At 64.4% G+C, this 21,681-nt stretch carries 21 protein-coding genes; 12 read left to right on the top strand and 9 right to left on the bottom strand.

Annotated features, from left to right (window positions below; genetic code table 11):
• The first annotated feature begins 10 nt into the window (after positions 1-10).
• The 3 genes from ACNJYD_RS20560 to ACNJYD_RS20550 all read left to right on the top strand — a co-directional run bounded on the left by ACNJYD_RS20560 (position 11) and on the right by ACNJYD_RS20550 (position 2,750).
• The gene (locus tag ACNJYD_RS20560) at positions 11-403 is read left to right on the top strand and encodes a hypothetical protein (protein WP_439363155.1); all 393 of its coding nucleotides are present in this window, start codon (positions 11-13) and stop codon (positions 401-403) included.
• Positions 404-556: 153 nt separating this feature from the next.
• Positions 557-1,804 carry an FAD-dependent oxidoreductase gene (locus ACNJYD_RS20555; RefSeq protein ID WP_439363154.1) on the top strand — a complete coding sequence of 416 codons (1,248 nt, stop codon included), beginning with the start codon at positions 557-559 and terminating at the stop codon, positions 1,802-1,804.
• A gap of 178 nt (positions 1,805-1,982) precedes the next feature.
• Positions 1,983-2,750 (top strand): outer membrane protein, encoded by a 768-nt coding sequence (locus ACNJYD_RS20550; protein ID WP_212258596.1) that lies wholly within the window; start codon positions 1,983-1,985, stop codon positions 2,748-2,750.
• A 111-nt stretch (positions 2,751-2,861) separates the two neighbouring features.
• Here the strand turns inward: ACNJYD_RS20550 and ACNJYD_RS20545 are convergent, their stop codons facing one another.
• From ACNJYD_RS20545 to parE, 4 genes are all read right to left on the bottom strand, one after another.
• Positions 2,862-3,632, bottom strand: coding sequence for an SDR family NAD(P)-dependent oxidoreductase (locus tag ACNJYD_RS20545; RefSeq protein ID WP_212258597.1), 771 nt, complete (start codon positions 3,630-3,632; stop codon positions 2,862-2,864).
• Positions 3,633-3,652: 20 nt separating this feature from the next.
• Positions 3,653-3,838 carry a hypothetical protein gene (locus tag ACNJYD_RS20540; protein ID WP_172789131.1) on the bottom strand — a complete coding sequence of 62 codons (186 nt, stop codon included), beginning with the start codon at positions 3,836-3,838 and terminating at the stop codon, positions 3,653-3,655.
• 276 nt (positions 3,839-4,114) lie between these two features.
• Positions 4,115-4,897, bottom strand: a complete 783-nt coding sequence (locus tag ACNJYD_RS20535) for an outer membrane protein (protein WP_172789132.1) — start codon at positions 4,895-4,897, stop codon at positions 4,115-4,117.
• A 438-nt stretch (positions 4,898-5,335) separates the two neighbouring features.
• Entirely contained in the window at positions 5,336-7,378 is a 2,043-nt protein-coding gene (gene parE / locus ACNJYD_RS20530; RefSeq protein ID WP_260383545.1) for a DNA topoisomerase IV subunit B, read from the bottom strand.
• Between the two features lie 274 nt (positions 7,379-7,652).
• Here parE and ACNJYD_RS20525 point away from each other — a divergent pair, with 274 nt between their 5' ends.
• Positions 7,653-8,183, top strand: coding sequence for a DedA family protein (locus ACNJYD_RS20525; RefSeq protein ID WP_172789134.1), 531 nt, complete (start codon positions 7,653-7,655; stop codon positions 8,181-8,183).
• Positions 8,184-8,223: 40 nt separating this feature from the next.
• On the opposite strand, the gene ACNJYD_RS20520 is transcribed toward ACNJYD_RS20525, so the two are convergent.
• Positions 8,224-9,225 carry an MBL fold metallo-hydrolase gene (locus ACNJYD_RS20520; RefSeq protein ID WP_212258602.1) on the bottom strand — a complete coding sequence of 334 codons (1,002 nt, stop codon included), beginning with the start codon at positions 9,223-9,225 and terminating at the stop codon, positions 8,224-8,226.
• 427 nt (positions 9,226-9,652) lie between these two features.
• On the opposite strand from ACNJYD_RS20520, the gene ACNJYD_RS20515 reads away from it, so the two are divergent.
• Positions 9,653-10,321 carry an FMN-binding negative transcriptional regulator gene (locus tag ACNJYD_RS20515; protein WP_439363153.1) on the top strand — a complete coding sequence of 223 codons (669 nt, stop codon included), beginning with the start codon at positions 9,653-9,655 and terminating at the stop codon, positions 10,319-10,321.
• Positions 10,318-11,301, top strand: a complete 984-nt coding sequence (gene argC, locus ACNJYD_RS20510) for an N-acetyl-gamma-glutamyl-phosphate reductase (protein WP_212258605.1) — start codon at positions 10,318-10,320, stop codon at positions 11,299-11,301. The genes ACNJYD_RS20515 and argC overlap by 4 nt, the downstream gene beginning before the upstream one ends.
• Before the next feature lie 74 nt (positions 11,302-11,375).
• Here argC and ACNJYD_RS20505 read toward each other — a convergent pair whose 3' ends face one another.
• The 3 genes from ACNJYD_RS20505 to ACNJYD_RS20495 form a co-directional block, all read right to left on the bottom strand.
• Positions 11,376-12,143: an outer membrane protein gene (locus ACNJYD_RS20505; protein WP_172789138.1), complete on the bottom strand. Its 768-nt coding sequence runs from the start codon at positions 12,141-12,143 to the stop codon at positions 11,376-11,378.
• 179 nt (positions 12,144-12,322) lie between these two features.
• Positions 12,323-12,721 carry an MAPEG family protein gene (locus tag ACNJYD_RS20500; protein WP_172789140.1) on the bottom strand — a complete coding sequence of 133 codons (399 nt, stop codon included), beginning with the start codon at positions 12,719-12,721 and terminating at the stop codon, positions 12,323-12,325.
• 65 nt (positions 12,722-12,786) lie between these two features.
• Positions 12,787-14,595, bottom strand: coding sequence for a PHA/PHB synthase family protein (locus tag ACNJYD_RS20495; RefSeq protein ID WP_439363152.1), 1,809 nt, complete (start codon positions 14,593-14,595; stop codon positions 12,787-12,789).
• A gap of 254 nt (positions 14,596-14,849) precedes the next feature.
• On the opposite strand from ACNJYD_RS20495, the gene ACNJYD_RS20490 reads away from it, so the two are divergent.
• The 4 genes from ACNJYD_RS20490 (at position 14,850) to glpX (ending at position 19,059) form a co-directional block, all read left to right on the top strand.
• Positions 14,850-15,125, top strand: a complete 276-nt coding sequence (locus ACNJYD_RS20490) for a hypothetical protein (protein ID WP_172789142.1) — start codon at positions 14,850-14,852, stop codon at positions 15,123-15,125.
• 228 nt (positions 15,126-15,353) lie between these two features.
• On the top strand, positions 15,354-16,574 hold the full coding sequence (locus ACNJYD_RS20485) for an LL-diaminopimelate aminotransferase (protein ID WP_172789143.1): 1,221 nt from the start codon (positions 15,354-15,356) through the stop codon (positions 16,572-16,574).
• Positions 16,575-16,602: 28 nt separating this feature from the next.
• Complete coding sequence (locus ACNJYD_RS20480) at positions 16,603-17,919, top strand: homoserine dehydrogenase (protein WP_172789144.1); 1,317 nt, start codon at positions 16,603-16,605, stop codon at positions 17,917-17,919.
• 138 nt (positions 17,920-18,057) lie between these two features.
• The gene (glpX, locus tag ACNJYD_RS20475; RefSeq protein ID WP_172789145.1) at positions 18,058-19,059 is read left to right on the top strand and encodes a class II fructose-bisphosphatase; all 1,002 of its coding nucleotides are present in this window, start codon (positions 18,058-18,060) and stop codon (positions 19,057-19,059) included.
• A 64-nt stretch (positions 19,060-19,123) separates the two neighbouring features.
• Here the strand turns inward: glpX and ACNJYD_RS20470 are convergent, their stop codons facing one another.
• Entirely contained in the window at positions 19,124-20,146 is a 1,023-nt protein-coding gene (locus tag ACNJYD_RS20470; protein WP_439363151.1) for a hypothetical protein, read from the bottom strand.
• A 337-nt stretch (positions 20,147-20,483) separates the two neighbouring features.
• Here ACNJYD_RS20470 and ACNJYD_RS20465 point away from each other — a divergent pair, with 337 nt between their 5' ends.
• Together ACNJYD_RS20465 and ACNJYD_RS20460 are read left to right on the top strand one after the other, a co-directional pair.
• Entirely contained in the window at positions 20,484-21,212 is a 729-nt protein-coding gene (locus ACNJYD_RS20465; protein ID WP_439363150.1) for a haloacid dehalogenase type II, read from the top strand.
• 1 nt (position 21,213) lies between these two features.
• Positions 21,214-21,627, top strand: a complete 414-nt coding sequence (locus tag ACNJYD_RS20460; protein WP_439363149.1) for an ASCH domain-containing protein — start codon at positions 21,214-21,216, stop codon at positions 21,625-21,627.
• Positions 21,628-21,681 lie beyond the last annotated feature (54 nt).

Genomic DNA, 21,681 nt, shown 5'->3' with positions numbered 1-21,681 from the left:
GAGACGATCCATGATCCGCAAATCCATTCTCGTGATGATCGCTTGTGCTGCAGTCTCGACGACCGCCCTTGCTCAAGGCGGAGGTGGCGGCGGTGGTGCGGGCGGTGCCAGTGGTGCCAGCGCGGGATCTGCGGCAAGCTCAGGTGCCGGAACGGGCACGTCGTCCAGCAGCGCCAATTCGGGACCGTCGGCTCCGTCCGGAATGGGGACCCAGGGAACCACCACCGGAGCGAACGTCAAGACCAACAACAGCCCGAACAATCCGAATGTTCAGCCACCGACCGCGAACGGTAAGTCGCCTGCTGCCGCCCAGGCCGAGCGAAACTCCGGCGTCGGTCATGCGCCCAATGGCATGCCGATCGGCAGTCCGGGGTCCGGGACCAGCAACGAAGACCAGAAATAGTCATCCCCGCATCAAGCAAAGGCCCGCGCTCCTGCGGGCCTTGTATGCTGCGAACGGCCCGCGCGGGCTGTCGCTGCAAATTGAGACCGTCTCGCCGTGAATCGCGCTAGTATCGTCAGGTATTTCTTTATCGATAGCTAGATCGCGGCGGCAATGACATCCGATCAACAGGCAAAGCGGACCATGAAAGTCCGCTGCTGCATCGTCGGCGGCGGACCTGCCGGCATGATGCTCGGCTATCTCCTGGGCCGCGCCGGCATCGACGTCGTGGTGCTGGAGAAGCATGCGGATTTCTTCCGCGACTTCCGCGGCGACACCGTGCATCCCTCGACGCTTCAGGTGATGGACGAACTCGGCCTGATCGACGACTTCCTGAAGCTGCCGCACCAGCGCCTGCAGAAGATGGACGGCCTGTTCGGCGGCACGCCGGTGCGCATTGCCGATCTCAGCCGGCTCAATACCAAATACCCCTTCATCGCCTTCATGCCGCAATGGGACTTCTTGAATTTTCTGCGCGAGGCCGGCCGGCGCTTTGCTTCCCTCGAGGTGATGATGAGCACGGAGGCGATCGATCTGATCCGCCGTGGCGAGACGATCGCCGGCGTGCGGGCGAAGACGCCCGACGGCATCATCGACATCGAAGCCGATCTCACCATCGCCTGCGACGGCCGGCATTCGACGGTGCGTGAGCGCGCTGGGCTTGAGATCGAGGAGATCGGCGCGCCGATGGATGTGCTCTGGTTCCGGGCCGGCCGCAGGCCCGACGAGACCGAGAACGTGTTCGCGCGGGTCGAGCCCGGCAAGATGATGATCACCTTCGACCGCGGCGATTACTGGCAATGCGCCTATGTCATCGCCAAGGGGCAGTACGAGGCGGTGAAGGCGAGGGGGCTGCCGGCGCTGCTCGACGACGTCGTGCGGATGGCGCCGATCCTCCGCTCCGGCATCGCCGAGGTGAAGAGATTCGACGACGTCAAGCTGCTCACCGTCGCGATCAACCGTCTGGCGCGTTGGACGCAGCCTGGCCTTTTGTGCATTGGCGACGCCGCGCATGCGATGTCGCCAGTCGGCGGCGTCGGCGTCAATCTGGCCGTGCAGGATGCGGTTGCGACCGCGAACATCCTGGCGGACAAGCTGCAGCATGGCTGCCCGTCCGAGCACGAGCTCGATGCCATCAGGCGCCGTCGCGAGTTCCCGGTGAAGATGACGCAGCGCATGCAGGTGGTCGTGCAGAACAACATCATCAGCGGCGCGTTGCAGGGCGGCGGCGGCCCGCTGAAGGTGCCGCTGGTCGTGCGCCTCATCACCGCGCTGCCATGGCTGCAGGGCATTCCGGCGCGCCTGATCGCGCTCGGCGTGCGGCCGGAGCACGTGCAATCGCGGGCCGCACCGGTATTTTAGCGTAGGACTTCGGTAGGGATAACGTTGCGTGAAATCGCGCGCGGCGCGTTGCGCGCCTGCAACAGCGCTACCGGATTGACGCCACGGTGCACGTTCAACCGCCACGTTAACCGTGTTGATTTCAATTTTAGTAAGGGCCGTCTGTGACCGTGCGCCCATCAAGGACACGGGGTGTACCATGCGTAATAAATTGATTGCCGCCTTCGCCTGCACGACCGCTCTGGTTTCGACGGGTGCTGCTTCCGCCGCCGATCTCGGTGCGCGCTACACGAAGGCGCCCGCTTACGTCGAGCCGCTGTTCAACTGGACCGGCTTCTATGTCGGCGGCCACATCGGTGGCGCATGGACCAACGAACAGTTCATCAACAGCGGCAACACGACGGCGTTCGGCGATCTCGCTCCGGGCCAGGGCTATCGGCAGCGTGGTTCTGGCCTCATGGGCGGCGCCCAGATCGGCTACAACTGGCAGGCCAACAACTATGTGTTCGGCGTGGAAGGCACGATCTCCGGCCTCGACAACAAGGGCTCGTTCACGAACACCGCGTTTGGTGCCGGGGATGACGTGTTCTCCTGGCGCGCCAACGTGCTCGCGACCGTCGTGGGCCGTGCGGGCTTCGCCGTGCAGAACAACCTCTTCTACATCAAGGGCGGCTATGCCGGTGTGAACAACCGCCTCTCGGTCGCCGACACGGTCGCTCCGGCGACGGGCTCCGGCGGTCAGACCCACTGGGCCAACGGCTGGACCGTCGGCGCTGGATGGGAATACGGCGTCACCCGCAACTGGATCGTCGGCCTCGAATACAATTACGCGGCCTTCGGCAGCCAGACCTATCAGCTCGGCGGCACCGGCGGCAGCTACACCTTCGATGCCAAGCCGCGGGACATTCAGTGGGCCGTCGTGCGCGCGAGCTACAAGTTCGATGCCCCCACCATCGCCCGCTACTGAGCACGTCGACGCAACGCGACCAACGATCAAGAAAAGCACTGCCTCAATTAAAAGCCCCGGCCTTGTCCGGGGCTTCTTTTTTTGCGCTCTCGGCGGGCGGGCGGGCGGGCCTCAGGCCATCACCGAAAATCCGCCGTCGACCGGGATCGCCGTGCCCGTGACGAAATTCGACGCGGGCGATGCCAGGAACACGGCGATGCCGGCGAAGTCGTCGATGTCGCCCCAGCGGCCCGCGGGCGTGCGCGCCAGCACGCGCTCGTGCAGCCCCGAGACCTGCTGCCGTGCGCCGCGGGTGAGATCGGTGTCGATCCAGCCCGGCAGGATGGCGTTGACCTGGATGTTGTCGGGCGCCCAGGCATTGGCGCAGGCGCGGGTGTACTGCACGATGCCGCCCTTGCTGGCCGCATAGGCGGTCGCGAAGCTCGCGCCGAAGATAGACATCATCGAGCCGATGTTGATCACCTTGCCGTTGCCGGACGCCTTCAGCGCGGGATAGGCCAGCTTCGAGCACACGAAGGCGCTGGTGAGGTTGGTGTCGATCACCTTGTTCCACTCGTCGAGCTCGAGCTCGTGCGGCGGTTTGCGGATGCTCATGCCGGCATTGTTGACGAGGACGTCGATGCGGCCGAGCTCCTTGACGACGCGCTCGATCATGGAGGCGACCGCCGCCTTGTCGGTGACGTCGGTGGCGACGGCGATCGCCTTCACGCCGCGCTGCCTGAGATCGGCCACGGCGGCCGCGGACTTGGTCTCGTTGCGTCCGACCACGGCGATATCGGCGCCGGCATCGGCAAGGCCCCGCGCCATGCCGAGCCCGATGCCGCCATTGCCTCCCGTGACGATCGCGACCTTGCCGCGGAGATCGAACCGGCTGGATGTCATGCTTGTATTCCCTGGTTTCTTTATTGGTTGCTCTGCCAGATCAGCACCAGACCGAACCCGGCCATGGCTGCGCCATAGCCGGCCCATTGCAGCTGGTCGACCATGAAGCTCGATCGGGGCCACGGAACCGTGCCGGTGCCCTGTCCGATCCAGAGCAGCCCGAGAGCGGTGGCAAACAGGCCTGCCACCAGCAGAAATCTGCGCATGCCTTCCTCCCATCGGTCCGCTTCTGTCGCGGTCCACGGCATTCAATGAATGCCGCAGCCACGAAAACTTGGCGCCAGACTAGCCGTAGCTCTGGTGCGGATACAATGGGCGGTGGCCGCAAGGCCGCGCGGAGGACGCATGTCGATGCGCAAGATCGTCCAGGGGGCGCCCGGCTCGCCGGCGCATATGAAGCGCTCAACAGTGTCGGACGATAGAACCTCAAACGAAAAAGCCCCGGCGATGCCGGGGCTTTGACGCTTGATCGTGAGATCAGATCAGTACTTCGCGACGACCGGACCGGTCCAGTTGAAGCGGTAGACCAGCGAGGTCGAGATCGTCTGGTTCCAGCTGTTGGCGCGGATGCTGTTGCCGACCGGAAGGTTGCTGACGTCGAACAGTTCGTCCTGAGTCTTGGCATTGTAGAAGGCCGAACGATACTCGGTCTTCATGAACCAGCCGGGCGACGTGATGCCGAAGATGTTCAGGCTGTTCTCGACGCCGCCACCCACGAACCAGCCATGCCGATCGTAGCTGCTGAGATGGACGCCCACGGGAGTGCCGCCCAGCGTCGTGAAGTTGGTCTGGCCGAAATGAGCGCCGGAGTAACCGCCGTTGACGTAGGACAAAACGTTCGGGGCGACCAGCCAACCGAGGCGAACACCCGCAGCCCAGGAGGTTTCCAGCTTCTGGTTGCCAGTGATGCCGAGGGTCGGATCCTGGATGGTGGCGCGGATGCTGCCGAACTGACCGTCGGCGAACACACCAGCGACCCAAGTGCCGCTGAACTGCCAGTCGTAGCCGGCGCCAACCGTGCCGAACCAGCCCGAGCCGCCCTGGCGCTGAGTGATCGTCAGCGGGGTACCCGTGCCGGTATCGACAACGCTCTGGTCAGCATTCGAGAGACCGCCGCCGCCGCCGCCGAAGACGTAGAAGCCGGTCCAGTTGGCGACGGGCGCCGGCATCGGGGCCTTCGCGTAGGGACGGGCAGCCAAGTCGGCAGCCGAGGCCGAACCGGTCATCGCCGCGACCGCGGTCAGAGCGAGCAAAATCTTCTTCATGTTAAAATCCCCAAACCTTGTCGGCGCGAGCGCACTGAAGTCCGTGTCATCTGATGCCCGAACTATAGACGGTTCTCGCCGAAATGCTGTTGCAGGGCAGGCACAGTCGCCGGAAAACGCCGGTGCGGAGGTATTTGCGGCGTTGTCGCGGGAATCTGTAATATCGATTGCATTTCAATAACTTGAGCGAATTCCGGCGTTTCGATTTTGGTAACGTCTCGTTAGCAAATTCGGCTTTGTCCGAAATGGAGGCAAACATGCCTCGGTCGCGGCATCCGTTGAGTCGCTGGCCGAGTCGCCTTGAGACGATCCGGGAATCAACGAAATACCGGCAGTCCACCCGGAAAGCCGGCCGGATCGGGCACCCGCTCCTCAAACGACACAGCCCCGGCTTAGGACCGGGGCTGTGATTGGCGTATGGCCGGTTGGGTTGCCGCCTCAGACGTCCAGCAGCTCGTCGCTGGCAAACTCGGCCTTGTCCGAGATGAAGGCAAAGCGCGCCTCGGCCTTGGTGCCCATCAGCCGCTCGACCGAATCCGCCGTGGTGTCGCGGTCGTCGGCCAGCAGCACCACCTTGAGCAGCGTCCGCTTGGCCGGGTCCATGGTGGTCTCCTTGAGCTGCGCCGGCATCATCTCGCCGAGACCTTTGAAGCGGTTCACCTCGACCTTGGCGTTGGCGTTGAACGCGCTCTTGAGCAGCGCCTCCTTGTGGGCGTCGTCGCGGGCGTAGACCGACTTCGAGCCGTGGGTCAGCTTGTAGAGCGGCGGCACTGCGAGGAAGAGGTGGCCTTCGTCGATCAGGCGCGGCATCTGGCGGTAGAAGAAGGTGATCAGGAGCGAGGCGATGTGGGCGCCATCGACGTCGGCGTCGGTCATGATGATGATGCGCTGATAGCGCAGATCCTCTTCGCGATATTGCGCGAGCGTACCGCAGCCGATCGCCTGCACGAGATCCGAGAGCTGCGCGTTCGCCGTCAGCTTGTCCTTGCCGGCGGAAGCGACGTTGAGGATCTTGCCGCGCAGCGGCAGCACCGCTTGCGTCTTGCGGTCGCGCGCCTGCTTGGCGCTGCCGCCTGCCGAGTCGCCCTCGACGATGAAGAGCTCGGAGCCGTCGGTGCCGGCATCGGTGCAGTCGGCGAGCTTGCCGGGCAGGCGCAGCTTCTTGCCGGCGGTTTTCCGCGCGGTCTCTTTCTCCTGCCGCCGCCGCAGGCGCTCCTCGGCGCGGTCGATGACGAAATCGAGCAGCCGGTTGGCCATGTTCGGATTGCCCGACAGCCAATGGTCGAACGGATCCTTCATCGCCTGCTCGACGATGCGCTGCGCTTCGGCGGTGGCGAGGCGATCCTTGGTCTGGCCCTGGAATTCGGGCTCGCGCACGAACACCGAGAGCATCACGGCGGCGCCCACCATCACGTCTTCCGAGGTGACGGAGGCCGCGCGCTTGCCTTGGCCGACGCGCTCGGCGTGATCCTTCAGGCCGCGCAGCAGCGCGCTGCGCAGGCCGGATTCGTGCGTGCCGCCGTCGGGCGTCGGCACGGTGTTGGTGTAGGACGAGAGGAAGCCGTCGGCATCAGCGGTCCAGGCCACCGCCCATTCGCAGGCGCCGTGCGCGCCGTTGCGCCCCGACTTGCCGGAGAAGATGTCGGGATGCACCAGCGTGTCGGCGTGGATCGCGGCCGCGAGATAATCCTTGAGGCCGCCGGGGAAGTGGAAGGTCGCCTCCGCCGGCACGTCCTCGACGCCCTTGAGCAGCTCCGGCGCGCAGTTCCAGCGGATCTCGACGCCGCCGAACAGATAGGCCTTCGAGCGCGTCATCTTGAACAGCCGCTGCGGCTTGAACGCGGCCTTGGCACCGAAGATGTCGGTGTCGGGCTTGAAGCGCACGCGCGTGCCGCGGCGGTTGTTGATCTTGCCGAGATCCTCGAGCTTGCCCTTGGGGTGACCGCGCTCGAACGTCATGCGGTACAGCTTCTGGCTGCGCGCGACCTCGACCTCGAGACGGGAGGAGAGGGCGTTCACCACCGAGATGCCGACGCCGTGCAGGCCGCCCGAGGTCTCGTAGACCTTGCTGTCGAACTTGCCGCCCGAATGCAGCGTGCACATGATGACTTCGAGCGCCGACTTCTTTGGGAATTTCGGATGCGGGTCGACCGGGATGCCGCGGCCGTTGTCGGTCACGGTCAGGAACCCGTCTGCGCTGAGCTCGACTCCGATGAAGGTTGCGTGTCCGGCCAGCGCCTCGTCCATCGAGTTGTCGATGACCTCGGCGAACAAGTGATGCAGCGCCTTCTCGTCGGTGCCGCCGATATACATGCCGGGCCGGCGCCGCACCGGTTCCAGCCCTTCGAGCACTTCGATGTCGGCTGCCGTGTAATCGGCTTCCCCGCCGCTTCCGCGCGGCGCCGCCTTGGCGGCGCGGGGCTTCGGCTCGTCACCGCCGAAAAAGTCATCTTTTGCTTTGGGCTTCAATTGCTTGGACATGAATCTTGATACGTTTTGAGGGCCGCGGAAGCGGCGAATCGGTTAGGCCGACTATGCCACTTCTCTCCTGGAAAGGTTACCGGAGGGCGGGCCGCGCGCTGTGGGTTGGGAGCCAATCCCGGCGATTTTACGCCGCCGGCCCGCCATTTCCCGGCAATTTGACGTTCCCGCCTTAGTCATGTCGGGTTTTGTGACTTGATGTCACACAAGTCCTTGGCTTACCAGTCCTTTTCATCGAGCAGCACCTTGAGACGGGGCGGGAAGGCTTTTTTGGATGGAGCAATTTGCGCACGCCCTGGCTGACTTCGTGCGCGTTCACCAGGCCTGGGCGGCGCCAATCGTGTTCCTGCTGGCGTTCGGCGAGTCGCTCGCGTTCATCTCGCTTCTGGTCCCGGCCTGGGGTGCGCTGGTGGCCATCGGTGCACTGATCGGGGCGAGCGGCATCAGCTTCTACCCGATCTGGATCGCCGGCGGCCTCGGCGCGGCGCTGGGCGACTGGGTCTCCTACTGGTTCGGCTACCGCTACAAGGAGAGGGTTGCCCAGATGTGGCCGCTCTCGCGCTATCCGGAACTCCTGCCCCGAGGTGAGGCCTTCGTGCGCAGCTGGGGCATCCCCAGCATCTTCATCGGCCGCTTCTTCGGCCCCTTGCGCGCCTCCGTGCCGCTCGCGGCCGGCATTTTCGAGATGCCCTATTGGAGCTTTCAGGCCGCCAATTTCGTCTCGGCCCTGATCTGGTCGGCCGTGCTGCTGCTGTTCGGCGACGTGCTCGCCAAGATCATGGAATGGATCTGGCGGGTGATCTGACCGGGCAACCGGGCCGCCCGGTCAGGGCGTCAGGCCAAGCCTACAGCGTTGCGTTCCAGATCGCGGGGATCCAGCGATAGCCGGAGCCGTCCTTTTCCTTCTCGACCCGGACGAGACCGGGGAAGGCGGCGTGGAAGGCCTGGATCGGCATCTTCTCGGCAATCGCCATGTCGTAGAGCTTGCGCCGCGTCTGCTGTGCCAGCGGTTTGTCGACATCGGATGCGATGTTCCATTCGGGATGCTTCACGAACAGGAACGCTGCGCCCGCGGTGATATCCACCTGTACAAGCACCTTCTCGGCGCCGGAGGCGACGACAAAGGAATTGTGGCCCGGCGTGTGGCCGGGGCTAGCCACCGAGGTGATACCGGGCGCGACCTCCTTGCCGGCCTCGTATTGCGTCACCTTGCGACCGAGCGCATCGAACACGCGGCGGATGTTCTTGAAATTGTTCTCGAGGATCGGATTGCCCATTCCCTTGCTCATCTCGCCGTCGTCCATCCAGAACTTCCATTCCGCCGCCGGCACCATGATCTCGGCATTGGGGAAGGCGGGCTTGTTCTCGGCTGCCAGCAGGCCGTTGATGTGGTCGCCATGGAAGTGGGAGATGATGACGGTGTCGATCGCCGCGCGGTCGATGCTTGCGGCTGCCAGGTTGTTGTGGAACTGGCCGACCTTGCCCTTGGTCTGCGCGAACTGGTCGGGCCCAAGACCGGTGTCGATGACGACGAGCTTCGGTCCGGTGTTGACGACCACGGGGTTGAATGTGTGGGTGACCTTGTCGGTCGGCAGGTGATGTTCGGCGAAGACCTTGTTGATGTCGTCCTTGCTGGCACCGGCCGCGTAATTGTCGGTCAAATTGACGGTGGCAACGCCGTCGCAGACCACCGTGACCTGATGGGTGCCGACATTGTAGCGATAAAAGCTCGCATTCTGCTTTTCGGCCGGGGGCGCGGCGGCGCTCGCGGGAGAGGTCTTCACGAAGGGCAGGAGCGCCGAGGCGGCGGCACCGGCCAGCGTAGCGCGACGTGTGATCTCGGTCATGACGATGTCCTGAGGCTGGGTTGCGAAAGGGAGGACCCGGCGAGGTTGTGGCCCGCCGGTCATTCTCGGGAACACCCACGCTTAAGGGAAATTCCGCTGCAAGCCGATGACATCCGTGCGGCAACGTGCCGTCCCGTCCCCCAGTGCGGCAACGTGCCGTCACCAGTGCGGCATTGTGGCGGTCGACCCCGGCATCCCGCGAGATTTGGACTTGACCCTGGAACCCGCAGGCCTTATAGCCGCGCGCCATGATCAACGCCGCGACCATCATGTTCGCTCGCCGCCGCCGCCGCAGCTTAGCGGTTTGGGCGGTCGATCGCGTTTGAGATCATCGTCTTTGCCGCTGGACCCGATCCGCGGCATCCTCTCTCCTGTCAGCGCGATCTGATCCGGCGGCTCCCCCGAGGAGGCCCAGCAGGAGACCACGATGTACACGCCACCCTTTTTCAAGCAGGACCGCGCCGCGAGTTTGAAATTCGCCGAGGAGCGCGGCTTCGGCACCATGTGCGCGTTCGACGGCAGGAAGCCGATCGCCTCGCCATTGCCGTTCTATTTGACCTATGCCGCAGACGGCACGCCGCAGGCCGCGTTTCATCTCGCCCGTCACAATGCGCTGCTAAAGCAGGCGGGCGGCGATGCGTCGTGGCTGCTCGCGGTCAACGGCCCCGATGCCTATGTATCGCCGGACTGGTACGTCTCGCCGGATCAGGTTCCGACCTGGCTCTACCAATCGGTGCATCTGAGCGGTCCAGTACGGCCGTTGTCGGATGAGGAGCTCGCGGTGCAGGTCGACACGCTCAGCGACAAGTTCGAGAATTGGCTGCTGCCGAAGAAGCCATGGACCTCGGACAAGATGACGGCGGGCCGGCTGGAAGCGATGAAGAAGGGAATCGTGGGTCTGGTCATGACGGTTGAAGAGGTCGAGGGCAGCTTCAAGCTCAACCAGCACAAGTCCGACGCCGACTATACGGCGATCGCCAATGCGCTCGGCGCGCAGCCCGCGGCCGACGCCAGGAAAATCGCGCAACTGATGCAGGACGTGAGGCCGGAAGCCTTTGCGGCCGAGACCAACGAGCTCGAAAGGAGCGTTCCATGAGCCTCACCGAAACCACGAAAGCCCCGATCACCGGCGCGGCCAAGAAGCCCGCCACCGTCTTCGTCGACGGCGGCTCCGGCACCACCGGGCTCGGCATCAACGAGCGGTTGAAGCTCCAGAGCGACGTTGCGGTCAAGACCATCGCCGACGACAAGCGCAAGGATCCGGCCGCCAAGAAGGCACTGATGGAGGAGGTGGATCTCGTCATCCTCTGCCTGCCCGACGACGCCGCCAAGGAAACCGTTGCCCTGGTCGACAGCATGGGCACTCAAGGGCCGAAGGTGCTGGATGCCTCGACCGCCTACCGGGTCGCGCCGGACTGGGCTTACGGCTTTCCGGAGCTGACGCCGGACCAGGCCGGCAAGATCAAGGCCGCCAAGAAGGTCTCCAATCCCGGCTGCTATCCGACCGGCGCGATCGCGCTGTTGCGGCCGATCGTCGATGCTGGCCTGCTGCCATCGGATTATCCCGTCACCGTCAACGCGGTGAGCGGCTATTCCGGCGGCGGCAAGTCGATGATCGCAAGCTTCGAGGATGGCAGCGCGCCGTCCTTCGAGCTCTACGGCCTCGGCTTCGAGCACAAGCATCTGCCGGAGATGCAGCTCTATTCGAACCTGACGCGGCGGCCGATCTTCATCCCCTCGGTCGGCAACTATCGACAGGGCATGCTGGTCTCGGTGCCGCTCCAGCTCGACACGCTGCCGGGCAAGCCTGGCGGCGCCGACCTGCAGGCGGCGCTGGCAAAGCGTTACGCCGGCTCGAAATACGTCAAGGTGATGCCGCTGCAGAGCGAGGCGAGCAAGGGCGGCCGGCTCGAGCCGGAGGCGCTCAACGAGACCAACATGCTCGAGCTCTACGTCTTCGCCAGCGACAAATATCACCAGGCGCTACTGGTCGCCCGGCTCGACAATCTCGGCAAGGGCGCATCCGGTGCAGCCGTGCAGAACATGCGGCTGATGCTGGGACTGCCGGAGGAGTAGGGCAGTCTCGTGTCCCGGACGCGGTGCAGCGCTTAGCGCTGCTCCGCAGAGCCGGGACCCATAACACGACAAGCTCAGTACTTCGCGACGAGCGGCCCGCCGAACCGGTAGTTGATGCGGGCGGTGATCAGATCGACGTCCTGACCGATCCGATCGGTGCGCGAGAACGTGCCGGCAGGCGCCAGCGCGCCGGTGGAGGTCAGCGTGACGTCGCGCCGGCCCATGAACAGATGGTCGTATTCGAGGCCGACCGACCAGTTCGGGGCAAAGCCGTACTCGAAGCCGACGCCGACCGCGGCGCCCCAACGAGTCTCGTTGGCACGGTCGAACTCGGCTCCGGCCAGACCGCCCGTGCCGGCGCCCCGGTAGCGATCGCTGGTGACGGCGGCGCCGCCCTTCACATAGAGCAGCGCGCTGTTCCAGGCGTAGCCGACCTGGCCGGTGAACAGGCCGAAAGCCTCGATCCGGGTGCGGTTCTCGACCCCGAGAATGGCGCTGGCATTCCGGCCATAGAGATCGGCCCAGTCGCCCTGCGCTTCGAGACCAAACACGAAGGCACTGCTCTGCCAGCGATAGCCCACCTGGCCGCCGGCCACCGCGCCGGTCGCATCATGGCACCCTTCGGCAACGCCTGGGCCGAAGCCGGCGATCTGGTCCCAGCACTTGCGCGACGTACCGTATCCGCCATTGGCGCCGATGTAGAAGCCGCTCCAGTCATAGATCGCGGCGATCATCGGCGGCGCCTTGGTGTAGGGGCGGGCGGCGAGATCGGCGGCACCGGCCTGCGTCGTGATGGCTGCGAGCGAGAGCGCGCCGAGCGCGGATGCAATCTTCCAATTCATGTCTGCCCCGAATCAATTAATTGCGATGGGTAAATATAGCTGTGGAAGAACGAGCCAGTGCATTGGCAGAGCGGGCCGTTGCCGATTCTTCCGGACTGTCATCCTTCGGCAACAGTCTATCGGTCATCCAACCGCTGGTTGCGGCTGCGAAAGCGTGACTTCGGCGCAAGCCTGCCGCTTCAAACCAATCCGAAGATCGCCAGCGCCAGCACGGCCTGGGCGAGGAAGCCGACGGTGAAGGCGAGGGTACGGAACACCGGAATTCCGAGCGCATAGACGATGGTGTGCGCGACGCGCGACCAGAAATAGACGGCGCAGGCGAGCACCGTCCATTTCGTGGAATAGTCGATCGCGTTCAGGATCAGCACCAGCGGGGCGAAGATAATGAGGTTCTCGACCGCGTTGTCATGCGCGAACATCAGCCGGTTCGCCCATTCCGCCTGCGGCTTGTCGCCCCGCGAGGGGTTGGCCATGGCACCGCTCAACCCGCGAACCTGGCAGCGGTTGATGATGTAGGGAATCCACAAAACCCCCGTCAGGATCACCGTCAGTGTCAGCCAGAACAATTCGCGTGTCATAGTGCCGGTCCCCTGTGTCGTCGCTGGATTGAGGAAAAGTCTATACGAAAGCGCGCCGGATTCCGCTACGCGCGAACTCTGACATAGCTGCCGGGCGCGTCCTCGATCGGCGGGAAAGCTTCGCTGCCGACCGCGCGCGCCGGGACCTCCTCGGGATCGAGCTCGCCCAGCCATTGGCGCCAGTCCGGCCACCACGAGCCCTTGTGCTCCACGGCGCCCTTCATCCACTGCGCGACGTTGACGTTCTTGATGTTGTCGTTGGTCCAATATTGGTACTTGTTCGCGGCAGGCGGATTGACCACGCCCGCGATGTGGCCCGAGCCGGACAGCACGTATTTCACGGGGCCGCCGAAGAACTGCGAGCCGTACAGCACCGATTCAGCGGGCGCGATGTGGTCCTCGCGGGTGGCGAGGTTGTAGACGGGCACCTTGACCTTGGAGAGATCGAGCAGGGTGTTCTCGAGCACCATCGTGCCGGTGGAGAGCCGGTTCTCGAGGTAGCAATTGCGCAGGTAATAGGAATGGTTGGCCTGGGTCATCCGTGTCGCATCGGAGTTCCAGTGCAACAGGTCGAACGCGCTCGGCTGCTGGCCCTTCAGATAATTGCTGACCACATAGGACCAGATCAGGTCGTTGGAGCGCAGCATGTTGAAGGCCATCGCCATCTTCGAGCCTTCGAGCACGCCGGCCGTCTTCATGTCGTGCTCGAGCGCTGCGATCTGCTCCTCGTCGACGAACACGAGGAGGTCACCCGCATGGGTGAAGTCGACTTGCGCCGCGAAGAACGTCGCCGAACTCACGCGCTGGCGGCGCTTCTCGGCAAGCCAGGCCAGCGTGGTCGCGAGCATCGTGCCGCCGACGCAATAGCCGGCGGTGTGGACCTTCATCTCGCCGGTGACCTTCTCGATCACGTCCATCGCCGTGAGCGGGCCTTCCTTCATGTAGTCTTCCCAGCCCTTGGTGCCGAGCCGCTTGTCGGGATTGACCCACGAGACCACGAACACGGTGATGCCCTGGTCGACGCACCACTTGATGTAGGATTTCTCCGGCTTGAGATCGAGGATGTAGAATTTGTTGATCCAGGGCGGCACGATCAGGAGCGGGGTGCGCAGCACCTTCTCCGTCGTCGGCGAATACTGGATCAGCTGCATCATCTCGTTCTGGTAGATCACCTTGCCCGGCGTCGTCGCCATGTTGACGCCGACGACGAGATTGTCCGGGTTGGACTGGCGGATCTTCAGCATGCCCTTGCCGGCGGCGATGTCCTCGGCCAGCATCTTCAGGCCGCGCGCGAGGTTCTCGCCGCTGGACGCCACCGTCTCGCGCAGCACCTCGGGATTGGTCAGCACGAAGTTCGATGGCGAGAGCGCGTTGGTGACCTGCTGGACGTAGAAGTCGGCCTTGCGGCGCGTGTTCGGATCGAGCCCTTCGGCGTCGCGCACCAGCTCCTGCGCCCATTTGGTCGTGAGCAGATAGAGCTGCATGACGAAGTCGAAGAACTGGTTCGACTTCCACTCCGGATCGGCGAAGCGCTTGTCGCGCGGCGAAGGAGCGATCGCGGGCTCGGCATCCTGGCCGGCCAGGCGGCGCGCCGCCGAGCCCCAGAGGTCGAGATAGTCCTTGGCGAGCTTGGTCTGCAGATCGGACGAGCGCGAGGAGTCCGACAGCCAGTATTCGGCGACCGCGGTGAAGGTCTTGACCATCTCCGTGAGCTCGGGCGGCGGGCGGTCCTGCACCTCGCCGCTCTCGCGCGGCTTGAGGTAGGCGGCGAGCGCCTTGCCGCCGCTCTCCATCGCCCGCGCGACGTTCATCGCGAAGGCTTCGGCATCGAACTTCGTCTCGGGTTTCGGCGTATCGGTCGTGGCCATACTCATGAGCAGAACAGTAACGATTCATTCCGTATTCGTCACCGCGAAGCTCGCATGTTTGACGTTAAACACTCTCGAAGATGTGTTGCACTGCGACAAATCTTCTTGGTTCCGTCACAATCGGGCCGCACGTCTCGGTTTGTTGGGCATCGGCTGTTTTCTCGCTCCTACCATTTTGGGCAGCAATGGTTTGAGCTTGGGCGCGGTCTTGGGTAAGCTTGCCCGGGGCCGTGCTTTGGGACGAGTAGGGGATTTCCCAAGTGTTGGCGGTATGGGACCTGCAAAAGACGCTGCCGATTTGCGGCGCGGTGCTGATCGCGGCGCTCGCCTTGGGCGGGTGTTCGAGCCAGTTCGCGGATCTGGCGCCTGCGGATGCGCCGCCGCGTGCCAGGGAGCCCGGGACCTATCTGCCGGTGCACGATCTGCCGCCGGATCGCGATCAGGCGATCATCCCGCTGGAGCAGCGCGCCAAGATCGAAGCCGAGCTCGCCGCCGCGCGCGACCGCCAGGCCGCTGCCGCCAAGGACGGCAAATAGGCCCGTGACAGCGAGACCGGCAAGGTAATCGCTGGCGCGTCCGTGTTGCCGTGCTAAAAGACCTCGGTTCAGCCAAGAGTCAGGGCGAACGACTTCAGTCTTCGTCGCCGACGATTGCTCTAAGTATTTGATTTTGAGTAATTTTCGCGATGAGACCTGAGGGCTTTTGGAATGGCCCTCGCGGCCTGTCGATTCTGTCCTGACCGGTTGCCCGGAGCCCAGAGAGCCATGGAAGAATTTTACCGCATTCGCCGCCTTCCGCCGTACGTGTTCGAGCAGGTCAACCGGGCCAAGGCGGCTGCGCGGAATGCCGGCGCCGACATCATCGACCTCGGCATGGGCAATCCGGACCTGCCGGCGCCGGCGCACGTGCTGGAGAAGCTGAAGGAGACGCTGGGCAAGCCGCGCACCGACCGCTACTCCGCCTCGCGCGGCATCCCCGGACTGCGCCGGGCCCAGGCCGCCTATTACGCCCGCCGCTTCGGCGTGAAGCTGAACCCCGACACCCAGGTGGTGGCGACGCTGGGTTCGAAGGAAGGTTTTGCCAACGTGGCGCAGGCGATCACCGCGCCCGGCGACGTCATCCTCTGTCCGAACCCGAGCTATCCGATTCACGCCTTCGGCTTCTTGATGGCGGGCGGCGTGATCCGCTCGGTGCCGTCGGAGCCGACGCCGCAATTCTTCGAGGCGGCGGAGCGCGCGATCGTGCATTCGATCCCCAAGCCGCTCGCGCTCGTCGTCTGCTATCCCTCGAACCCGACCGCCTATGTCGCGAGCCTGGACTTCTACAAGGACCTCGTCGCCTTCGCCAAGAAGCATGAGATCCTGATCCTGTCCGATCTCGCTTATGCCGAGGTCTATTTCGACGAGAGCAACCCGCCGCCCTCGGTGCTGCAGGTGCCGGGCGCGATGGACTGCACCGTCGAGTTCACCTCGATGTCGAAGACCTATTCGATGGCCGGCTGGCGCATGGGCTTTGCGGTCGGCAATGAACGCGTGATCGCTGCGCTCGCCCGCGTCAAATCCTACCTCGATTACGGCGCGTTCACGCCGGTGCAGGTCGCGGCGACCGCGGCGCTGAACGGCCCGGACGATTGCATCAAGGAGATGCGCGACACCTACCGCAAGCGTCGCGACGCGCTGGTGGAATCGTTCGGCCGCGCCGGCTGGGACATCCCGCCGCCGGAAGCCTCGATGTTCGCCTGGGTGCCGCTGCCGGAAGCCTTCCGCAGCATCGGCAGCATGCAGTTCGCCACCCTGATGGTGGAGAAATCCGGAGTCGCGGTGTCGCCCGGCGTCGGCTTCGGCGAGCATGGTGAAGGATATGTCCGCATCGCCATGGTGGAAAACGAGCAACGGATCAGGCAGGCCGCGCGCGGCGTGCGCCGCTTCCTTGAAAGCGGGATCGAAACGTTGCACAACGTCGTTCCGCTCGCCAATCGGCGTTAATTCTCTTCTGCAGGTTTTCTGAAGTATCATGGTCGCACCCCTGAAAGTGGGCATAGCGGGGCTCGGCACCGTGGGTGCCGAAGTTGTCCGCTTGATCGAAACGCAAGCGCGCGTGCTGGCGGGCCGCAGCGGCCGCGGCATCCGCGTCGTCGCCGTCACCGCGCGTTCGAAGGCGAAGAAGCGCGGCATCGACCTGCGCGGCGTCGACTGGGCCAAGGATCCGATGGCGCTCGCCACGCATCCGGAGGTCGATTGCTTCGTCGAGCTGATGGGCGGCGCCGGCGATCCGGCGCTGTCGGCGGTGGACGCTGCGCTCAGTGCCGGCAAGTCGGTCGTCACAGCCAACAAGGCGCTGCTCGCCAAGCACGGCCTCAAGCTCGCCAAGGCGGCTGAAAAGCACGGCGGTGCGCTGAATTTCGAGGCAGCCGTCGGCGCCGCGATCCCCGTCATCAAGACGTTGCGCGAAGGTCTTGCCGGAACCGGCGTCAACCGCGTCTACGGCATCCTCAACGGCACCTGCAATTACATCCTGACCCGGATGGAGCAGGAGGGCCTGTCCTTCGCCGAATGCCTCAAGGACGCGCAGCGGCTCGGCTATGCCGAGGCCAACCCGTCCTTCGATGTCGACGGCCACGATACCGCGCAGAAGCTCGCCATTCTCGCCAGCCTCGCTTTCGGCACGAAAGTTGCTCAAAGCGCCGTGTATGTCGAAGGCATCTCATCCATCGCGCCGGAAGATCTTCGCGCCGCCGCCGATCTCGGTTACCGCGTCAAGCTGCTCGGCGTTGCCGTTCGCACCGCCAAGGGCATCGAGCAGCGCGTGCATCCGACCATGGTGCCGAAATCCTCCTCGATCGCGCAGGTGATGGGTGTCACCAATGCGGTCACGATCGATGGCGAGGGCATTCCGCCGATCACGCTGGTCGGCCCCGGCGCCGGCGGTGCCGCGACCGCATCCGCCGTCGTCGCCGACATCGCCGACGTCGCGCGCGGCATCCGCGCCAATCCGTTCGGCCGGCCGATCGCGCAGCTGCGCGACACCAAGAAGGCGCCGATGGAGCGCCACGAGGGCGGCTATTACATCCGCCTGCTCGCGCGCGATTTCCCCGGCACTGCGGCCGCGATCGCGACGCGGCTCGCGGAGCAGAAGATTTCGATCGAGTCGATCGTGCAGCGTCATCCCAATGGCGGCGCAGCACCCGCTGACGGCAAGGCGGTCCCCGTGCCCGTCATCCTGATCACTTATGCGACGCATGAGGACGCCGTGCGCCGTGCGCTCGCTGCCGTGCAGAAGGACAAGGTGATCAGCGGGCGTCCGCAGGTCATCAGGATTGAGAAGAACTGAGCATGCTCCGGAAAAGTGTGACGCGGTTTTCCGGCAAGAGCATGCTCAAACCATAGAGCACGGTTCGAACGAACTGTGGGTGTTGCGAGTTGATGCGGACGGAGATTTCCGTCCCAAACGTTTCGAAGGAGTGAGCCGATGTCGACCCATATTGAAGTCCCCCCGCACGCCTTGCTCGAGCGCATTCTGACGCTGGAGATCGTGCGGGTGACGGAGCGGGCGGCGGTGTCGTCGGCGCGGTTGCGCGGCCACGGCAACGAGAAAGCGGCCGACCAGGCTGCGGTCGACGCCATGCGGCGCGAGCTCAACAAGCTGCCGATTCAGGGCACCATCGTGATCGGCGAGGGCGAGCGCGACGAGGCGCCGATGCTGTACATCGGCGAGCAGGTCGGCCTCAAGGCAGGTCCCGAGGTCGATATCGCGGTCGACCCGCTCGAAGGCACCACGCTGTGCGCCAAGAACATGCCGGGCTCGATCGCCACCATGGCGATGGCCGACGGCGGCACGCTGCTGCATGCGCCCGACGTCTACATGCAGAAGCTCGCGATCGGCCCCGGTTACGACAAGGGCGTCGTCGATCTCGATGCCTCGCCGGCCGATAACGTCCGCCGCCTCGCCAAGGCCAAGGGCGTCAAGCCTGAAGGCATCACGGTCCTGGTGCTCGACCGTCCGCGCCACGCCGACATCATTTCGAGCGTGCGCTCGACCGGCGCTGCCGTGCGCCTGATCACCGACGGCGACGTCGCCGGCGTCATCCACTGCGCCGACCCCGACAACACCGGCGTCGACATGTATCTCGGCACCGGCGGTGCACCGGAAGGCGTGCTCGCCGCCGTGGCGCTGCGCTGCATCGGCGGCCAGATGCAGTGCCGCCTGATCCTCGACTCCGACGAGAAGCGCGAGCGCGCCGCCAAGATGGGCGTCAACGATCCCAAGATGATCTACGGCATCGAGGACATGGCACGCGGCGACTGCCTGTTCGCCGCCACCGGCGTCACCACGGGCTCGCTGCTGTCGGGCGTCAAATTCCGCAAGGACGGCGTGATCGAGACCGAGACGGTCGTGATGCGCTCCGTCACCGGCACGGTGCGCTACATCAAGGCCGAGCATCGCGAGCTGGCCAAGTTCCATCTGGACTGAGGTCGCGGTCATCCGCGCCCGCTTGTTCGGCGCTTTGGTCGCTGCCGAATCCGTGCTCTGCCTGCTATGGGCTGCGATGCGGTGCCGGGGCGAACATGTGCAGGTCGCGCAACATCAGAGCGAGCATGACGGCCCCCTGGAGCTGCCCAACCTCATCGGCCCAGGGCTGAAGAACGGACTTCGCCGTCGCCGTGTCTCCGCGCGCGAGCGCGCTGCGCGCGCTTATGTCGGCCTCGGCATAGGCGTCAGTTGCGATCATACGGGACAGCGCCTGCGTGAGGCCTTCATCGAAGCTCTCCAGGCGTACTTCGGAGAGGTAGTGATCAGGCTTGAGACCGATTTTGTTTCTTGGATGCGCCGAATCGAAATGCCCAACCTTTGCCAGCATGATCAGCAGGGGATGATTTGCGGCGATGGAAGGGGGAATGATCGGATAGGTCTTGTTTCTCCCCGCTCGATCATCAAGAGATGAGAAGGAGATGACCGGCCCAAGGTTGAAGCGCGACTTGCGATGGAGCACAGCGACGCGATGGTCGATCTCGGAGTCCGGTTTGAACACTTCACCGTTCTTGAAACTGGTGTCGGGATCGGCAGCGATGAGAAATGCCGAGAGCTGGGCAACCCGGCCGGTGACGGTGCGTTCGTCAAGCCCGTCCACCTCAAACTCGATCTCTCGTCCAGCGAACGCGGACAATCCGAGCGTATAAGCCCCCACGGTCTCGCCGGAACGGAAGGGAACGATGTCCATCCACAATCCGAACGGCTGATCTGGATACGCCTCGAACGCACGGCTTGACTGCTCCAGCCACATCTCGGGGGAACGGCCGACCTTTCCGCCCCAGATGACGGCGACGACACCGGGCATCGCCGCGAGCACTGCGCCTACAAAGGCGGTCGTGAGGGGCGTGCGCTCGGCAAATCCCAGCGCTTTCGTTTCAGCATTGCTTTTGGCCGGGTCCATTGCCGCGACGACGAGGTGCGCGCGATGGCGTCCGGCGGCGTGAAAAGCTTCCGGCCATAGTGACGAGGCCCGCTCCCAAAGCCGCTGATCAAAAGGCACCGGCTCCGGTATCAGGAAGATCGTCATGACGTGATCTCCGATGCCGATGAGCATCGGACGGGCCGCGCTGTCGCTTGGTGCGACAGTGCTGCGACTGCACCGCAAGTCGGGATGACGAACCCGTATTGACTGGATTAGAGCTTCCTCATCCGGGAGACGGGCATCTTCGAGCAATATGAAAGCGATAGGAATGTTTGTCATGGAAGATGCGATTGCAAGCAATAGGCAGGCTGATCACGCCGCTCGCGCTGGGCGAGCCTGATGCGGCGGGCAACCGCTATTGTTGCATGGAACGGATCATGCTTTAAAGCCCCCAATCTCGGCCGGAGCTAGCCGGGCCAAAACATAATGAGCGGAGCGAAGCATGACCACACCATCCGATCTCTCCGCCGTCAAAGCCCTCGTCTTCGACGTCTTCGGCACGGTCGTGGACTGGCGCACCAGCCTGATCACCGACTTCATGTGGTGGAGCAAGCAGCGCGGCATCAGCGCCGATTGGACCGCGCTCGTCGACGGCTGGCGCGGCATGTACATGGCCTCCATGGACGACGTGCGCAAACATCCCGAGCGCGGCTATGTCATGCTCGATGATCTTCACCGCCACTCGCTGGAGCAGCTCGTCGAGAAATTCGCGATCAAGGGCCTCACCGAGGCCGATCTCGATTACCTCACCAAGGGCTGGCATCGGCTCCATCCCTGGCCCGACAGCGTCGCCGGCCTGACGCGGCTGAAATCAAAATTCGTGATCTCGCCGCTGTCGAACGGCAACGTCGCGCTGCTCACCAACATGGCGAAGTTCGCCGGCCTGCCGTGGGACCTGATCCTGTCGGCCGAGCTGTTCGAGCATTACAAGCCCGATCCGGAAACCTATCTCGGCGCCGCGCGCCTGCTCTGCCTCAAGCCGGAAGAGGTGATGATGGTCGCCGCCCACAATGGCGATCTCGCGGCCGCGCAGAAGAACGGATTGAAGACCGCCTTCGTCGCGCGACCGACGGAGTACGGGCCGCTCCAGAAGGTCGATTTCGAAGCAACCGGCAATTGGGACATCGTCGCGAAGGATTTTGGCGGCATCGCCGACAAGCTCGGCTGCTAGGATGGGCAAGCAGATCCCCGAACGACATCGAGATCTGCGAACCTTCGCGTTCGGCGACAGCCCTGCGCTGGCGGACGAATTGGTCGAGCTCGTCGTCAACGGCATCAAGACCGCGACGTGCAGCACCGAGGACGAGCCGAACACCTCTACGCCCGGTGAGCGCTGGGTCGTGCTCGACGGGCGCGGAGAGCCGCGCTGCGTCATCGAAACCATCGAGGTGACATACCGGCGCTTCAATGAGGTCGATGCAGCCTTTGCACACGACGAGGGAGAGGGCGACCGGAGCCTGGCTGATTGGCGCCGTGCCCATCAATCCTATTTCGGCAGGCTCGGTCGCTACGGCGACGACATGATGCTGATGTGCGAGCGATTTCGCCTGGTCGAGGTCTTCGGCGATGCCGGTATGGATCCATAGGGGACGAGGAGATCCTAACTCTGGATCGCTCGTACGAGACCGGCTTGTGGGGCG

The organism is Bradyrhizobium sp. SPXBL-02 (genome assembly GCF_051853065.1).
Lineage (GTDB): Bacteria > Pseudomonadota > Alphaproteobacteria > Rhizobiales > Xanthobacteraceae > Bradyrhizobium.
This window is presented reverse-complemented; position numbering and strand designations above follow the sequence as displayed.

What these genes read in the sequence shown, in the direction of transcription:
- ACNJYD_RS20560 (WP_439363155.1), top strand. Translation starts at nt 11, where the DNA reads ATGATCCGCAAATCCATTCTCGTGATGATCGCTTGTGCTGCAGTCTCG.
- ACNJYD_RS20555 (WP_439363154.1), top strand. Translation starts at nt 557, where the DNA reads ATGACATCCGATCAACAGGCAAAGCGGACCATGAAAGTCCGCTGCTGC.
- ACNJYD_RS20550 (WP_212258596.1), top strand. Translation starts at nt 1,983, where the DNA reads ATGCGTAATAAATTGATTGCCGCCTTCGCCTGCACGACCGCTCTGGTT.
- ACNJYD_RS20545 (WP_212258597.1), bottom strand. Translation starts at nt 3,632, where the DNA reads ATGACATCCAGCCGGTTCGATCTCCGCGGCAAGGTCGCGATCGTCACG.
- ACNJYD_RS20540 (WP_172789131.1), bottom strand. Translation starts at nt 3,838, where the DNA reads ATGCGCAGATTTCTGCTGGTGGCAGGCCTGTTTGCCACCGCTCTCGGG.
- ACNJYD_RS20535 (WP_172789132.1), bottom strand. Translation starts at nt 4,897, where the DNA reads ATGAAGAAGATTTTGCTCGCTCTGACCGCGGTCGCGGCGATGACCGGT.
- parE (WP_260383545.1), bottom strand. Translation starts at nt 7,378, where the DNA reads ATGTCCAAGCAATTGAAGCCCAAAGCAAAAGATGACTTTTTCGGCGGT.
- ACNJYD_RS20525 (WP_172789134.1), top strand. Translation starts at nt 7,653, where the DNA reads ATGGAGCAATTTGCGCACGCCCTGGCTGACTTCGTGCGCGTTCACCAG.
- ACNJYD_RS20520 (WP_212258602.1), bottom strand. Translation starts at nt 9,225, where the DNA reads ATGACCGAGATCACACGTCGCGCTACGCTGGCCGGTGCCGCCGCCTCG.
- ACNJYD_RS20515 (WP_439363153.1), top strand. Translation starts at nt 9,653, where the DNA reads ATGTACACGCCACCCTTTTTCAAGCAGGACCGCGCCGCGAGTTTGAAA.
- argC (WP_212258605.1), top strand. Translation starts at nt 10,318, where the DNA reads ATGAGCCTCACCGAAACCACGAAAGCCCCGATCACCGGCGCGGCCAAG.
- ACNJYD_RS20505 (WP_172789138.1), bottom strand. Translation starts at nt 12,143, where the DNA reads ATGAATTGGAAGATTGCATCCGCGCTCGGCGCGCTCTCGCTCGCAGCC.
- ACNJYD_RS20500 (WP_172789140.1), bottom strand. Translation starts at nt 12,721, where the DNA reads ATGACACGCGAATTGTTCTGGCTGACACTGACGGTGATCCTGACGGGG.
- ACNJYD_RS20495 (WP_439363152.1), bottom strand. Translation starts at nt 14,595, where the DNA reads ATGAGTATGGCCACGACCGATACGCCGAAACCCGAGACGAAGTTCGAT.
- ACNJYD_RS20485 (WP_172789143.1), top strand. Translation starts at nt 15,354, where the DNA reads ATGGAAGAATTTTACCGCATTCGCCGCCTTCCGCCGTACGTGTTCGAG.
- ACNJYD_RS20480 (WP_172789144.1), top strand. Translation starts at nt 16,603, where the DNA reads ATGGTCGCACCCCTGAAAGTGGGCATAGCGGGGCTCGGCACCGTGGGT.
- glpX (WP_172789145.1), top strand. Translation starts at nt 18,058, where the DNA reads ATGTCGACCCATATTGAAGTCCCCCCGCACGCCTTGCTCGAGCGCATT.
- ACNJYD_RS20470 (WP_439363151.1), bottom strand. Translation starts at nt 20,146, where the DNA reads ATGACGATCTTCCTGATACCGGAGCCGGTGCCTTTTGATCAGCGGCTT.
- ACNJYD_RS20465 (WP_439363150.1), top strand. Translation starts at nt 20,484, where the DNA reads ATGACCACACCATCCGATCTCTCCGCCGTCAAAGCCCTCGTCTTCGAC.
- ACNJYD_RS20460 (WP_439363149.1), top strand. Translation starts at nt 21,214, where the DNA reads ATGGGCAAGCAGATCCCCGAACGACATCGAGATCTGCGAACCTTCGCG.